Origin of the sequence: Paenibacillus thalictri (assembly GCF_004307995.1) — a bacterium.
Taxonomy (GTDB): Bacteria; Bacillota; Bacilli; order Paenibacillales; family NBRC-103111; genus Paenibacillus_AF; species Paenibacillus_AF thalictri.
Genome location: NZ_SIRE01000010.1, coordinates 70,856 through 84,143 on the forward strand (window position 1 = coordinate 70,856; position 13,288 = coordinate 84,143).

Here is a 13,288-nt window from a genome sequence, read left to right on the forward strand (position 1 = left end):
GGTGCCACAGGTTGAGCAGCAATGACATCATTGTTAGTTTGGACATCGGTACATCCAAAGTTCGTGCTATTATTGGGGAAGTTATTAACGGAGCCATTAATATAATTGGAGTTGGAGCTGCCGACTCGGAAGGAATTCGCAAAGGAGCCATTGTTGATATCGATCAGACGGTGCAGTCCATCCGCAGCGCAATCGATCACGCGGAAAGAATGGTGGGAATCCAGATTGCGGAGGTGCACGTCGGAATTTCGGGAAATCATATCGCTTTGCAAACAAGCCACGGCGTAGTTGCTGTGTCTAATGAAGATCGCGAGATCGGCGAAGAAGATATCGAACGGGTGATTCAGGCGGCCAAAGTAATTGCTCTTCCTCCGGAACGGGAAATTATCGGCGTTGTCCCCAATCAATATTTAGTCGACGGCTTGGAAGGCATTCACGATCCTAGAGGTATGATTGGCGTCAGGCTTGAAGTGGAAGCGACAATTATAACAGGCGCTAAAACAGGCATACATAATTTGCTTCGCGTAGTTGAGAAAGCTGGTTTGAAAGTATCCGGACTTATCTTGATGTCGCTGGCCTCCGGCCAGCTTGCTTTGTCCAAAGATGAGAAAATGATCGGAACGGTGCTGGTTGATATCGGCGCCGGAGCTACCACCATTGCCATTTTTCAAGAAAGCAATATTGTGGCGACAACGACACTGCCTGTCGGCGGAGAATTTATAACGAACGATATATCGATCGGTTTGCGCACGCAGATGGATATTGCCGAGAAAATTAAGCTGAAATTCGGCTGCGCCGTATATGAGGACGCGGCCCCGGATCAGGTGTTCAAGGTGAATCGCATCGGCAGCAATGTGGACAAGGAGTACTCCCAAGTCGACTTGGCTAACATTATCGAACCTCGGGTGCAAGAAATTTTTCATTTGATCCATCTTGAAGTGCAAAAAATGGGGTATGGAGATATTCCCGGCGGATATGTTCTAACGGGCGGGACAGTCTCCATGCCTGGTATGCTGACTATAGCCCAGTCCGAACTGCAATCTTCGGTCCGCATAGCGGTCCCCGATTTTATAGGCGTTCGCGATCCATCCTATACAAGCGGTGTAGGCATTATTCAGTACGCTTCGAAGTACATCCGATCATCCCGTCAACCAGGCCATGCGAAAAAAAGCGGCAACAAAAAAGTGACAACGTCTTCGGATGTGCAGAAAAGCGGGCTTTTTGACAGACTCAAAAATTGGCTGAGCGAGTTTATTTAATGTCATTAAATGAATGTACTTACTGCAGGCCGGCCCGACTGAACAAATTTTTTCACTAGATTATCTTTAGGAGGATTATAACCGCTATGTTTGAATTGGATCTGGACATGGACCAGTTAGCAAAAATAAAAGTAATCGGCGTTGGCGGCGGCGGAAGCAATGCCGTGAACCGGATGATAACAAACGGAGTCAAAGGCGTAGAGTTCATCACGGTTAATACGGATGCTCAAGCCTTGCATATGGCTCAATCGGAGCATCGACTGCAAATCGGCGATAAGCTGACCCGCGGACTCGGAGCCGGCGCAAATCCGGAAGTCGGCAAGAAGGCGGCTGAGGAATCCCGTGAGCTCATCATGAATACGCTGCGCGGCGCGGATATGGTGTTTGTTACCGCCGGTATGGGCGGAGGCACTGGTACGGGCGCTGCGCCGGTTATCGCCGAAATTGCCAAGGAATGCGGCGCTTTGACGGTAGGCGTAGTAACCAGACCGTTTACGTTCGAAGGCAGAAAACGGTCAAATCAAGCCGAGCAAGGCATATTGGCGCTTAAGGAAAAAGTGGATACGCTGATTGTCATCCCGAATGACCGGCTGCTTGAAATCGTTGATAAAAAAACTCCGATGCTTGAGGCATTCCGCGAAGCGGATAATGTGTTGAGACAAGGTGTTCAAGGGATTTCCGACTTGATCGCAATCCCGGGTTTAATTAACCTCGATTTTGCCGACGTAAAAACGGTTATGACCGAACGCGGCTCAGCTTTGATGGGGATCGGAATAGCAACCGGCGAAGGCCGTGCTGCCGAAGCTGCAAAAAAAGCGATTAGCAGTCCGTTGCTCGAAACGTCGATCGACGGTGCACGTGGCGTGCTGTTGAATATAACGGGCGGCGCGAACCTTTCGCTGTATGAAGTTAACGAAGCTGCGGATATCGTGGCAACAGCATCCGATGCGGAAGTGAATATGATTTTCGGCGCTGTTATCGACGAGCGTCTCAAAGACGAAATCATGGTAACTGTTATTGCAACCGGATTTGAACACCGCGGTGTGGTTCCGCTGAACCGCAAGCAAGGCGGCACTTCGCAACCGGAGCCGGTGGATCCAAGAGCCAATAACAATAACAACAATTTACGTCCGTTCGGCGGCCAACAACCGGCGGCTAACGATCAGCTTGATATTCCGACGTTTTTGCGCAATCGCAACCGCAATAATTTCAGCGATAAGTAAGATAAACTATCGTTTTTCCAATGAGCAAAACCTCCTTTGGGTGTCCGAAGGAGGTTTTTTGTCGTTGACCGGGAAAAACAGCGGAAAACATCGGAAACAAGCGGGCGTTGTTGCGTTGTATGACGGTCGGTCGAACCCCTGCGGATTACGTTTAAGGGAAGTTGGCGATAACGGAAAACCCGGCGCAGCGACTGGTTCCGAGGCATGCAGCGCTGCGGAAGCGGCTTGTCCAACGCGTGGGCAATTGAGTAAACGCGAAGGTATGAGATGAGCTATTTTCGACAAAAAAAGTTGGATTCCCACGGCACGTTTAGACAGACTTCGGATTATGTTTTTAATATACTTGTCTGTAGTCAAAAGAATACGAGGTTTTATCCAGATTGTGGAGAGGGAAATAAACATGATCGTATACCTTGATCTTATTTTCCTTACTAATTTTGTGATCGACGGCGCACTGCTGTATACAACGGCCAAAGTGCGTAAAATCCGGTTTGCCTGGTGGCGGCTCATTGTATCCGCGTTTGTCGGCGCTTGTTACGTCGTCTTCATGTTTATTCCGGATACGTCTTTTTTATTTACGTTTTTTGTGAAATTCGGCTTTGCGTTGATTATGCTTGCAGTTGCTTTTGGTTTTGTCAGCCTGCAGTATTTTTTACGCAATCTCGGAATGTTTTATTTGATCAATTTTGCCGTTGCCGGGGCGATCTTCGGAGTTCATTATTTTCTGGAATCGTCCAGTGAAGTGCTGGGTGGCATTGCGCTGAGCCAGTCGGGCGGACTGAGTCATGAAGTGACGATTGGATTTACATTTGTGGCTGTACTGCTGATGCCGGCAATCTTTTTTTTTCGGAGCATGCTTCAAAGCGCCAGACAACGGGAGGAAGTGTCCTCGTTTATTGCACATGTTCACATTTTTATCGATCAGGCGGAAGCTTGCTGCAGCGGACTTATCGATACGGGCAATCAGCTGTATGACCCGCTTACGCGCACCCCGGTGATGATTATGGAGGCGTCCGAATGGGATCCGTACATTCCCGAATCGTGGCTGAAACGAATCCGCGAAGCCGAAGTCGATCAAATCATATCGGCGATCGGAACGGAAGACGGCGAGCCGTTCATATGGCAGGACCGGTTACGGCTGGTTCCTTATCGCGGCATTAACAAATCAACGCAGTTCATGCTTGCGATCAAACCGGATAGGGTTGTTATTACACACAATGACAAAACGTTTGATTCCCCCAAGGTGCTGATCGGTTTGGACGGCGGCAGGCTGAGCTCCGATAATTCGTACCAGGCTATTATTCATCCTATGCTAATTCAATCTTAACTCACATCCAGTGCAAGGAGGCACTTACGTTATGCTGCTAAAATGGAAGCTGCGCGTACAACTCGCTTATTACCGTGTACTTATGGCGTTAAAACTGAAGGGCGAGGAGATTTATTACATCGGCGGCAGTGAAGCGCTGCCGCCCCCGCTTTCGAGGGAAGAAGAAGAGTATTTGCTGGAACGGCTCCCATCCGGAGACGCAGCCATTCGTGCGATGCTCATCGAAAGAAACTTACGGCTGGTCGTGTATATCGCCAGGAAATTTGAAAATACCGGGATCAATATCGAAGACCTGGTATCGATCGGGGCCATTGGGCTTATTAAAGCGGTCAATACCTTTGATCCGGAGAAAAAAATCAAGCTGGCCACGTATGCGTCGCGTTGTATCGAAAACGAAATTTTAATGTATTTGCGCCGCAACAGCAAGATCCGTACGGAAGTATCGTTTGATGAACCGCTAAATATCGACTGGGACGGCAACGAACTGCTGTTATCCGATGTGCTGGGCACCGAAAACGATACGATCTACCGCAATATTGAAGAGCAGGTTGACCGCAAGCTGCTGCATAAAGCGCTGGATAAGCTTTCGGAGCGGGAAAGAGTCATTATGGAGCTGCGTTTCGGCTTGCAGGACGGGGAAGAGAAGACGCAAAAAGATGTGGCCGACATGCTGGGTATTTCCCAATCTTACATATCCCGGCTGGAAAAAAGAATCATTAAACGGCTGCGTAAGGAATTCAATAAAATGGTGTAAAGGGACCGGGAATAAATTTTTTTCAAGCCGATGAAAGCGAAATCTTTCTAGCTATTTACTGCTTGAAAGCGATTTCCAAAGATGCCGCCTGCACAAAGCGCGACGCATAAAAATACGGACCAAGGGGATAATTAACAGTAATGTTTCTCCTTGGGAGGTAATCACGAGTGACACGGAATAAAGTCGAGATTTGTGGAGTAGACACCTCGAAATTGCCTGTTCTGACTAACGCCGAAATGCGTGAATTATTCGTTCAGCTTCAGACTCATAACGAACGATCTGCAAGAGAGAAATTGGTAAACGGCAATCTGCGGCTCGTATTAAGCGTCATACAGCGCTTTAACAACCGCGGCGAATTTGTCGACGATTTGTTCCAGGTCGGCTGTATCGGTCTTATGAAAGCCATCGATAACTTTGATCTAAGCCAAAACGTGAAGTTCTCAACCTATGCGGTGCCGATGATTATCGGCGAGATCCGCAGGTATTTAAGAGATAACAACCCGATTCGCGTATCTCGTTCTTTGCGCGACATTGCCTACAAGGCGCTTCAGGTGCGCGATAATTTGACAAACCAGAACTCGCGGGAACCGACTATTTACGAAATTTCCGAAGCGCTAAATGTGCCTAAAGAAGATGTGGTGTTTGCGCTTGATGCCATTCAAGATCCGGTTTCGTTATTCGAACCGATTTATCATGACGGCGGGGATCCGATTTATGTGATGGACCAGATTAGCGACGACCGCAACAAAGATATATCTTGGATCGAAGGCATTGCTTTGCGGGAGGCGATGCGGAAGCTGAATGACCGCGAGAAAATGATCCTTTCGATGCGCTTCTTTGACGGCAAAACGCAGATGGAAGTGGCCGACGAAATCGGCATATCGCAAGCCCAAGTATCCCGTCTCGAAAAGTCAGCCATATCGCAAATGCAAAAGCATGTAAAGCAATAGTTCCAGCACTAGCGCATATGAGAACCGCTTCCGCCTCTGAGGCCGGAGGCGGTTTTTTTAACTAGTTTTTCTTATGGGCAAAGGGACATTTTGCTGGGCTGCGACATATAATGTTATATCAAAATCTTCGGGAAGTCGTGGTGATCGCTGTGAAAATATCCGATTTCCAAACAAAAGACGTAATCAATATCGTGGACGGCAAAAAACTCGGGCAAATCAGCGATCTGGAGCTGGATTTGCGCAACGGCCGAATCGATTCGATCGTAGTACCAAATCAAGGGCGTTTTTTCGGTTTGTTCGGAAGTTCGACGGACATGGTTATTCCTTGGAAACAGATCGTCAAGATCGGGATGGATGTCGTTCTTGTCAAACTTGACGAGACGCGAAATTACAAACAATCGGATGAAGTCGAGACATACGATTATAATCAGGCTTACCGCGGGTAAGCTCCACGGGTCTGTTAATTAAGGCTTTTTGTTGAATGGGCCCGGGGACGCTTATTTTTCTGCGGTCTTTATTGTATAGTGGGTGTGGAGGGAGAGGACAAGCATGGAACCATTTAAGATCGCTGCTGCGGCCAACGGTGTGGAAATGGTCACAATCCGCTCTTGGCAAGAGCGTTTTCCATATGTAAGTGCAGGTTTTACAACACGTATAGGCGGTGTCAGCCAAGGACCCTACGGCTCGCTAAATTGCGGTTATCATGTATCGGACAGCCCCGCCGATGTGGCGCTGAACCGCGAAAGATTGGCGCAGGCACTGGGCATTAGTACAAAGGATGCAACTTATGCGGAGCAGGTGCATGGCTGCGAGATCGCCGTCGTCACCGCGGCAGATGGGGGCAAAGGCGTATATTCGCGCGAAGATGCGCTTCAGGCCAAAGACGGCTTTATTACTTGCGAAGCGGGTATTTTTTTGCATGGGCTGTTCGCCGACTGTGTGCCGCTGTATTTCATCGATCCCGTGCATCAAGCGGTTGGTTTGGCGCATGCGGGATGGAAAGGAAGCGTATTGCAGATCGCCCGTCAGACGATAACGGCTATGCAGAGAGAATACGGCTCCAATCCAGCCGAAATACATGCTGCGATCGGTCCATCGATCGGCATCTGCTGTTACGAAGTGGACGAAAAGGTGATCGGCCGAGTCCAAGAAACGATGCGCGAGCTTTCCGATTCTTCGCCTGTCGAAGCCGCTCATGTATACCGGGATAAGGGCGGCGGGAAATATATGCTGGACTTGCAACAATTGAACCGACAAATTATGATAAAAGCAGGAATATTGCCGACGCATATCGAATTGTCTACTTTATGCACAAGTTGTCATACCGAGTGGTTTTACTCCCATCGCAAAGAAGGCGGGACGACAGGAAGAATGGCAGCATGGATCGGCATGATTAGGCGTCATGAGAGGTGAACGGGTTTTGGATTTGCAGGAAGCTAGAACTGCGCTGGAGAAGCGTATCGCAGATGTGGAAAGGCGTGTAGCCGCAGCCTGTGAAAGAAGCGGGCGCAGCCGGTCGGATGTTGAGGTCATCGCAGTCACCAAATATGTTTCGCTGGAAGCGACCGAGCAAGCGCTGCAAGCAGGCTTGTCCCATATTGGAGAAAACCGCTGGCAGGATGCCGCGGAGAAATGGGAAAAACTCGGAACGCAAGGAACATGGCATTTTATCGGCCATTTGCAAACCAACAAGGTAAAGGACGTTATTGGCCGGTTCGCTTATATACATTCGCTTGACCGCATATCATTAGCGAAAGAAATGGATAAGAAAGCGGGGCAACTCGGCTTGAAGGCCGATTGTTTGATCCAGCTTAACGTATCCGGGGAAGAAACGAAATTCGGGCTGGAGCCCGATCAGTTGTTTTCATTTGCCAGAGAGCTTGCGAATTGCAAGCATATTCGTATAGCGGGTTTGATGACGATGGCTCCTTACGAGGCGGAAGCAGAGGCGACAAGACCGGTTTTTCGCGAATTGCGTAACTTGAGGGATGAATTGAATCGCGCTGCGATCCTACCTGAGGAAGCCACCCATTTGTCGATGGGCATGTCTAACGATTTTGAAGTGGCGATCGAAGAAGGAGCGACTTGGGTCAGACTTGGGAGCGTGTTGGTCGGAAAATAACAAAAATGAGGAGGAGAGGACATGGGCGTCATGAATAAATTTATGAACTTTCTCGGACTGCAGGAGGAAGAAGAAGTCATTGAACGCGAACGAATTGTAGAGCAGGTTGAAGAACCTGAAACCAATCCGTTTGAAAATCGTAATAAGAATAAGGGCAACAATGTTGTAAGCATTCATTCGCAAAAAAATGTCAAGGTCATTCTTAACGAGCCGCGTTCCTACGAGGAAACGCAGGAAATCGCCGACCATCTCCGTTCGCGCCGCCCGGTTGTCGTGAATCTGCAGCGCGTGCGTGCCGATCAAGCGACACGGATTGTCGATTTTTTGAGCGGAACCGTTTATGCGCTTAATGGCTCGATCTCCAAGATCGGACCGAACATTTTTTTGTGCACTCCCGATTCGGTTGAAATTCACGGCTCGATTTCGGAAATAATAATGAATGAGACTTGAGGCCTAATCTAATGCCGAGGTGAACAGCTTGATCAATATTTACGGATATATTTCAACGCTTATAGAAATTTATACATACATGATTATCGCTTATGTGCTGCTTTCTTGGCTCCCCGCAGCGAGAGACAGCTTCATTGGCGAAATTTTAGGCAAGCTGGTCGAGCCGTATTTGTCCATCTTTCGCCGGTTTATTCCGCCGATCGGCGGCATGATCGACATTTCCCCGATCGTTGCGCTGATTGCGATCCGTTTTGTGGGCGAAGGCATTGTAGCTGTGCTGCAAATGGTGTTCAGGTGATCTAAGTGGACTTAACAAACGTTTACTCGCATTTTCATCCGGATGAGCATCGTTTTGTTGATAAGGCCGCGGAGTGGATCGAACGGGCGGCTTTCGAGCATGTGGTGAAAAAAACCGACTTTCTCGACCCGCGGCAAGCATTTATCGTATCGACTTTGGCGCAACGGCAGCCGGATGTCAATTTCCGGCTAGACGGCGGATATGGGCAAGCCGAGCGGAAGCGGGCGGTAATCGCTCCGGAATACCGGTATTTGGACGACGAGGATATGGCGATCAGCGTCCTCAGCGTAACTTCGGAGGACAGCAAGATCGGTTCATTGGATCATGGAGATTATCTTGGGTCCGTGCTTGGCCTTGGAATGAAACGCGACAAAATAGGTGACATCCATGTTTTGCCTGACGGTGCCCATATCTTAGTCGCTTCGGAAATCGCGGAATATCTTCGTTTGAACTTGCAGCAGGTCCACCGCGTTCATGTGCTTACCGAATTGCTGCCGCTTTCCGAGCTGCGAACCGCAGCCGAGCAGCTGGAGCAGATGAGCCTGTCGGTGGCCTCTTTGCGTCTTGACGGGATCGCCAGCGACGTATACCGGCTGAGTCGGGCCAAAATATTGCTGCCGATCAAAGCCGGACGATGCAAAGTGAACTGGAAGCAAGTTGAGGATCCCAGCGCTGCTTTAAGGGAAGGCGATGTCGTATCGCTCCAAGGGTTTGGCCGTTTTAAGCTGCTGGAAGTGGAAGGTATGTCGAAAAAAGGAAGAATTCGCGTGAAGGTTGGAAAATATGTATAGTCCGGCTTAATTTTTGCAGGACTTGGCAGGAATACGGATATTCATGTCGAATAACGTGTAATGGAACAGCCTATTTTTAGGAGGGTACACAATGCCTTTAACACCGCTCGACATACATAATAAAGAGTTCAGCCGATCGTTTCGCGGATATGACGAAGATGATGTGAATGAATTCCTGGACCAGGTAATCAAAGACTACGAAGCGCTTATCCGCGAAAATAAAGACTTGCAGAGTCAGTTGGTTGTCCTCCAAGAGCGGCTTGACCATTTTGCCAATATTGAGGAAACGCTCAGCAAAACGATTATCGTAGCGCAGGAAGCCGCCGACGAAGTGAAGAACAATTCCAAGAAGGAAGCGCAGCTGATCATTAAGGAAGCGGAGAAAAATGCCGATCGGATTATAAACGAATCGATCTCTAAATCCCGTAAAATTGCGATGGAAATCGAAGAATTGAAAAAGCAGGCTTCGATCTACCGGACACGTTTCCGCACTTTGCTGGAAGCGCAGCTCGAGCTGCTGAGCAAGGAAGATTGGAGTTCCTTGGAGCGCGTGACGATCGAAGAGAATCAATAAGAGCTTTGCTTTGCGCGAGGTTGACTATTTTCGCGTATTTCGGTTATACTGCATGGTAACACAACAGGAAAACGATGACTGGGAAGAGTAAGGCACGTCGCGTTTGTCAGCGAATTAGGGTCATGGTGCAAGCCTAATCTTACGTGCTGCCTGAAGATCACCCAGGAGTGTCTTTTGAACGCGCCGGAAGGCGTCAGTAAAGAAGACCGGCTGGACGCCGTTATCAATCTTTTCAAGTGAAGGCTTGTTTGCGGAGGCGGCTGATTGCTCGCTGCTTCGCTGGCATTGTCTTAATAAGGGTGGTACCGCGAGACTTCTCGTCCCTTTGGGGATGAGGGTTTTTTTTTGCGTTGTGAATGACAAAGGGAGTGAACAAAAATCATGGATTATGGAAAAACGTTAAACTTGTTGAAAACCGACTTTCCGATGCGCGGGAATTTGCCGCAGGCTGAACCCAACATGCAGCAGCATTGGGAAGATATCGACATCTATGCAAAAGTGCAGGAGAGCCGCAAAGGCCGGACTAAATTTATTTTGCACGACGGGCCTCCGTATGCCAACGGAGACATTCATATCGGGCATGCGCTAAATAAAACGCTGAAGGACATTATCGTCCGTTCCAAAACGATGCAGGGATACGACGCGCCGTATGTTCCCGGCTGGGATACGCATGGCTTGCCGATCGAACAAGCCATTGCCAACAGCGGCAAAGTGGACCGCAAAAAAATGAGCATTCCCGAATTCCGCGATTACTGCAAAGCGTACGCTCTGCAATCGGTAGAAAAGCAAAAATCCCAATTCAAACGTCTGGGCATCCGCGGCGATTGGAAGCAACCGTATATTACGTTAAATCCGGTATATGAAGCTCAGCAAATCCGGGTATTCGGCGAAATGGTGCGCAAAGGTTACATCTACAAGGGACTCAAGCCGGTGTATTGGTCCCCATCCTCGGAAAGCGCGCTGGCCGAAGCGGAAATCGAATACAAGGATAAAACCTCGGCTTCGATTTATGTCGCTTTTGCGGTGCAGGATGGCAAAGGCAAGCTGCCGGAGGATGCGTCGATTGTCATCTGGACGACAACCCCTTGGACGCTGCCGGCCAATCTGGGCATCAGCCTACATCCGGACTATGAATATGCCCTGGTACAGACGGGCGGGAAAAAATATGTTTTGGCCAAAGGTTTGCTGGAAGCGGCGGCCAAAGAAATCGGCTGGTCCGATGTAACGGTATTGTCCGAGTACAAAGGCAGCGAGCTGGAAGGCGTATTGTGCCGTCATCCTTTCTATGACCGCACCTCGCTTGTGATGGTCGGCGAGCATGTGACGCTGGAAGCCGGTACGGGCTGCGTGCATACGGCGCCGGGACACGGCGAAGACGACTTTGCCATTGGCCAAAAATACAATTTGGGCGTATTGTGTCCGGTTGACGACCAAGGGCATATGACGGCGGAAGCTCCGGGTTTTGAAGGCGTATTTTACGATAAAGCCAACAAAATGATTACGGAAATGCTGGAAAACTCCGGACATCTGCTGAAGCTCAGTATGATTCAGCACCAATATCCGCATGACTGGCGTACGAAAAAACCGGTCATTTACCGTGCGACAGAGCAATGGTTTGCATCGATCGATCAATTCCGCGCTCAAATGCTGGAGGAAATCAAAAATCTAAACTGGACGCCGGAATGGGGCGAGGTGCGTTTGCACAACATGATCGCCGAACGCGGCGACTGGTGTATTTCCCGCCAGCGGGCATGGGGCGTGCCGATTCCGATTTTCTACTGCCGCAGCTGCAACGAGCCGATCGTCAACGAACAGACGATCGAACATGTAGCCGGAATTTTCGCCGAGGAAGGCTCAAATGCTTGGTTCTTGAGAGACGAAGCGGAGCTGCTGCCGGCTGGAACGGTTTGTCCGAAATGCGGCACTGCACATTTCCGTAAAGAAACCGACATCATGGACGTATGGTTTGATTCCGGCTCCAGCCATGTGGCCGTTCTGGAAACACGTCCCGAGCTGCAGTGGCCGGCCGATCTTTACCTGGAAGGCTCCGACCAATATCGCGGCTGGTTTAACTCATCTTTGATCACAGGCGTCGCCGCACGCGGCAGCGCACCTTATAAAGGCATTTTGAGCCATGGCTTTACGCTGGACGGCGAAGGCCGGAAAATGTCCAAATCGCTGGGCAACACGATCGATCCGAACGTCGTGTGCGGCAAGCTGGGCGCCGATATTTTGCGCTTATGGGTATCTTCGGTCGACTATCAGGCCGATCACCGGATTTCAGATAACATTTTGAACCAAATTACCGAAGTGTACCGCAAAATCCGCAACACGCTGCGTTTCTTGCTTGGCAACTTGTCCGATTTCAATCCGCAAACGGACCGCGTAGCTTACGAGCAACTAAGCGAGTTGGACCGTTATGCCGTCATCCGCTTAAACCGCATGGCGGAACGTGTAATCAAAGCTTATGACGAATACGAGTTCCATATCGTATACCAAGCTGTGCACCATTTCTGCGCAGTGGAAATGAGCGCGTTCTACTTGGATATCATCAAAGACCGGATGTACGTAAACGAACCGGGCAATGCTCAGCGTAAAGCGGCACAGACGGTATTGTACGACACGGTTCTGGCAATAACTAAGCTGATTGCGCCAATTTTGCCGCACACAGCAGACGAAGTATGGAGATACATCCCGGGTGCCGATTTAATCAGCGTGCAGCTTGCCGAGTTCCCGGCTGTCGACATTTCGGTATATAACGCCGAACTCGAAGCCAAGTGGGACAAGTTCAATGCCCTGCGCGACGACGTCCTGAAAGCTCTGGAAGAAGCGCGTAAAAGCAAACTGATCGGTAACTCGCTCAGCGCCGCTGTACATTTGTACCCGGATGCCGAAACGGCCCAACTGCTGTCGCAGTTCGATGAGCTCGATCAATTGTTTATCGTCTCTCAAGTAAAAGTATTCGAAGCAGGCGCAGTTGCGCCGTCTGAAGCGATGGCTTTCAAACAGCTGTCCGTTCTCGTAGTACCGGCAGAAGGTGAAAAATGCGAACGCTGCTGGATTGTTACACCGGAAGTCGGCCACAACCATGAGCATCCGACTCTGTGCAAACGCTGCGCGTCCGTGATGGAGAAAATCAGCACCGAGGCGTAATATGCAGTAACGGGTATGTAGAGAAATAACGAGCCGTCGGCTATGTGGAATATGCCGACAGCTCGTTTATCAGTTGAAGGAATTGGCTTGCAGGATCGAATGGAACTGAACGCTCAAAGGTAAAGCGCGGCGCGCCGAGCTTAAGCGATAGCGATAAGCAGGCGTAACAAGCGCGGGTACGAGGCACAAGAGCAGTTCACGCATCATCGCGCCAAAGGTAAAGCGTGTCCCGCGAGCTCAAGCGACAGCGATGAGCAGCGGGACAAACGCTGAATGAGAGGCACGAAGGAGCACGCCGCATCATCGCGCCCAAGGTAAAGCGTGTCCCGCAAGCTCAAGCGATAGCGACGAGCAGCGGGACAAACGCTGAATGGGAGGCACGAAGGA

Annotated in this window: 13 protein-coding genes and 1 other annotated feature; all 13 genes read left to right on the forward strand. The window is 49.8% G+C overall.

Translation table 11 applies throughout. From position 1 onward, the window contains the following. Positions 1-11 precede the first annotated feature (11 nt). Complete coding sequence (gene ftsA / locus EYB31_RS14875; RefSeq protein ID WP_131014145.1) at positions 12-1,259, forward strand: cell division protein FtsA; 1,248 nt, start codon at positions 12-14, stop codon at positions 1,257-1,259. A gap of 86 nt (positions 1,260-1,345) precedes the next feature. After that, the gene (ftsZ, locus tag EYB31_RS14880) at positions 1,346-2,482 is read left to right on the forward strand and encodes a cell division protein FtsZ (RefSeq protein ID WP_131014146.1); all 1,137 of its coding nucleotides are present in this window, start codon (positions 1,346-1,348) and stop codon (positions 2,480-2,482) included. 400 nt (positions 2,483-2,882) lie between these two features. Further along, entirely contained in the window at positions 2,883-3,809 is a 927-nt protein-coding gene (spoIIGA, locus tag EYB31_RS14885) for a sigma-E processing peptidase SpoIIGA (protein WP_131014147.1), read from the forward strand. A gap of 31 nt (positions 3,810-3,840) precedes the next feature. Continuing rightward, positions 3,841-4,563, forward strand: a complete 723-nt coding sequence (gene sigE / locus EYB31_RS14890; protein ID WP_131014148.1) for an RNA polymerase sporulation sigma factor SigE — start codon at positions 3,841-3,843, stop codon at positions 4,561-4,563. A gap of 167 nt (positions 4,564-4,730) precedes the next feature. Further along, positions 4,731-5,513, forward strand: coding sequence for an RNA polymerase sporulation sigma factor SigG (gene sigG, locus EYB31_RS14895; RefSeq protein ID WP_131014149.1), 783 nt, complete (start codon positions 4,731-4,733; stop codon positions 5,511-5,513). A 110-nt stretch (positions 5,514-5,623) separates the two neighbouring features. Then, positions 5,624-5,959, forward strand: a complete 336-nt coding sequence (locus tag EYB31_RS14900; RefSeq protein ID WP_420819442.1) for a YlmC/YmxH family sporulation protein — start codon at positions 5,624-5,626, stop codon at positions 5,957-5,959. A gap of 103 nt (positions 5,960-6,062) precedes the next feature. After that, a complete protein-coding gene (gene pgeF, locus EYB31_RS14905; RefSeq protein ID WP_131014150.1) occupies positions 6,063-6,926 on the forward strand; it encodes a peptidoglycan editing factor PgeF in 864 nt (287 codons plus the stop codon). Then, positions 6,916-7,635 (forward strand): YggS family pyridoxal phosphate-dependent enzyme, encoded by a 720-nt coding sequence (locus EYB31_RS14910; RefSeq protein ID WP_131014151.1) that lies wholly within the window; start codon positions 6,916-6,918, stop codon positions 7,633-7,635. Before pgeF ends, EYB31_RS14910 begins: the two co-directional genes overlap by 11 nt. Positions 7,636-7,656: 21 nt before the next feature. Next, complete coding sequence (locus EYB31_RS14915) at positions 7,657-8,085, forward strand: cell division protein SepF (protein WP_131014152.1); 429 nt, start codon at positions 7,657-7,659, stop codon at positions 8,083-8,085. A gap of 28 nt (positions 8,086-8,113) precedes the next feature. Then, positions 8,114-8,383, forward strand: a complete 270-nt coding sequence (locus tag EYB31_RS14920) for a YggT family protein (protein WP_276322048.1) — start codon at positions 8,114-8,116, stop codon at positions 8,381-8,383. Positions 8,384-8,388: 5 nt separating this feature from the next. Then, positions 8,389-9,174: a YlmH family RNA-binding protein gene (locus EYB31_RS14925; protein ID WP_131014153.1), complete on the forward strand. Its 786-nt coding sequence runs from the start codon at positions 8,389-8,391 to the stop codon at positions 9,172-9,174. A gap of 91 nt (positions 9,175-9,265) precedes the next feature. Then, complete coding sequence (locus EYB31_RS14930) at positions 9,266-9,748, forward strand: DivIVA domain-containing protein (protein WP_131014154.1); 483 nt, start codon at positions 9,266-9,268, stop codon at positions 9,746-9,748. A gap of 65 nt (positions 9,749-9,813) precedes the next feature. After that, positions 9,814-10,076, forward strand: a binding site (T-box leader). A 53-nt stretch (positions 10,077-10,129) separates the two neighbouring features. Next, positions 10,130-12,901 (forward strand): isoleucine--tRNA ligase, encoded by a 2,772-nt coding sequence (ileS, locus tag EYB31_RS14935; RefSeq protein WP_131014155.1) that lies wholly within the window; start codon positions 10,130-10,132, stop codon positions 12,899-12,901. Positions 12,902-13,288: the final 387 nt, after the last annotated feature.

Excerpts from the sequence above, each read along its gene's own strand:
- ftsZ (WP_131014146.1), top strand. The coding sequence starts at position 1,346 with ATGTTTGAATTGGATCTGGACATGGACCAGTTAGCAAAAATAAAAGTA.
- spoIIGA (WP_131014147.1), top strand. The coding sequence starts at position 2,883 with ATGATCGTATACCTTGATCTTATTTTCCTTACTAATTTTGTGATCGAC.
- sigE (WP_131014148.1), top strand. The coding sequence starts at position 3,841 with ATGCTGCTAAAATGGAAGCTGCGCGTACAACTCGCTTATTACCGTGTA.
- EYB31_RS14900 (WP_420819442.1), top strand. The coding sequence starts at position 5,624 with ATGTTATATCAAAATCTTCGGGAAGTCGTGGTGATCGCTGTGAAAATA.
- pgeF (WP_131014150.1), top strand. The coding sequence starts at position 6,063 with ATGGAACCATTTAAGATCGCTGCTGCGGCCAACGGTGTGGAAATGGTC.
- EYB31_RS14910 (WP_131014151.1), top strand. The coding sequence starts at position 6,916 with ATGAGAGGTGAACGGGTTTTGGATTTGCAGGAAGCTAGAACTGCGCTG.
- EYB31_RS14915 (WP_131014152.1), top strand. The coding sequence starts at position 7,657 with ATGGGCGTCATGAATAAATTTATGAACTTTCTCGGACTGCAGGAGGAA.
- EYB31_RS14930 (WP_131014154.1), top strand. The coding sequence starts at position 9,266 with ATGCCTTTAACACCGCTCGACATACATAATAAAGAGTTCAGCCGATCG.
- ileS (WP_131014155.1), top strand. The coding sequence starts at position 10,130 with ATGGATTATGGAAAAACGTTAAACTTGTTGAAAACCGACTTTCCGATG.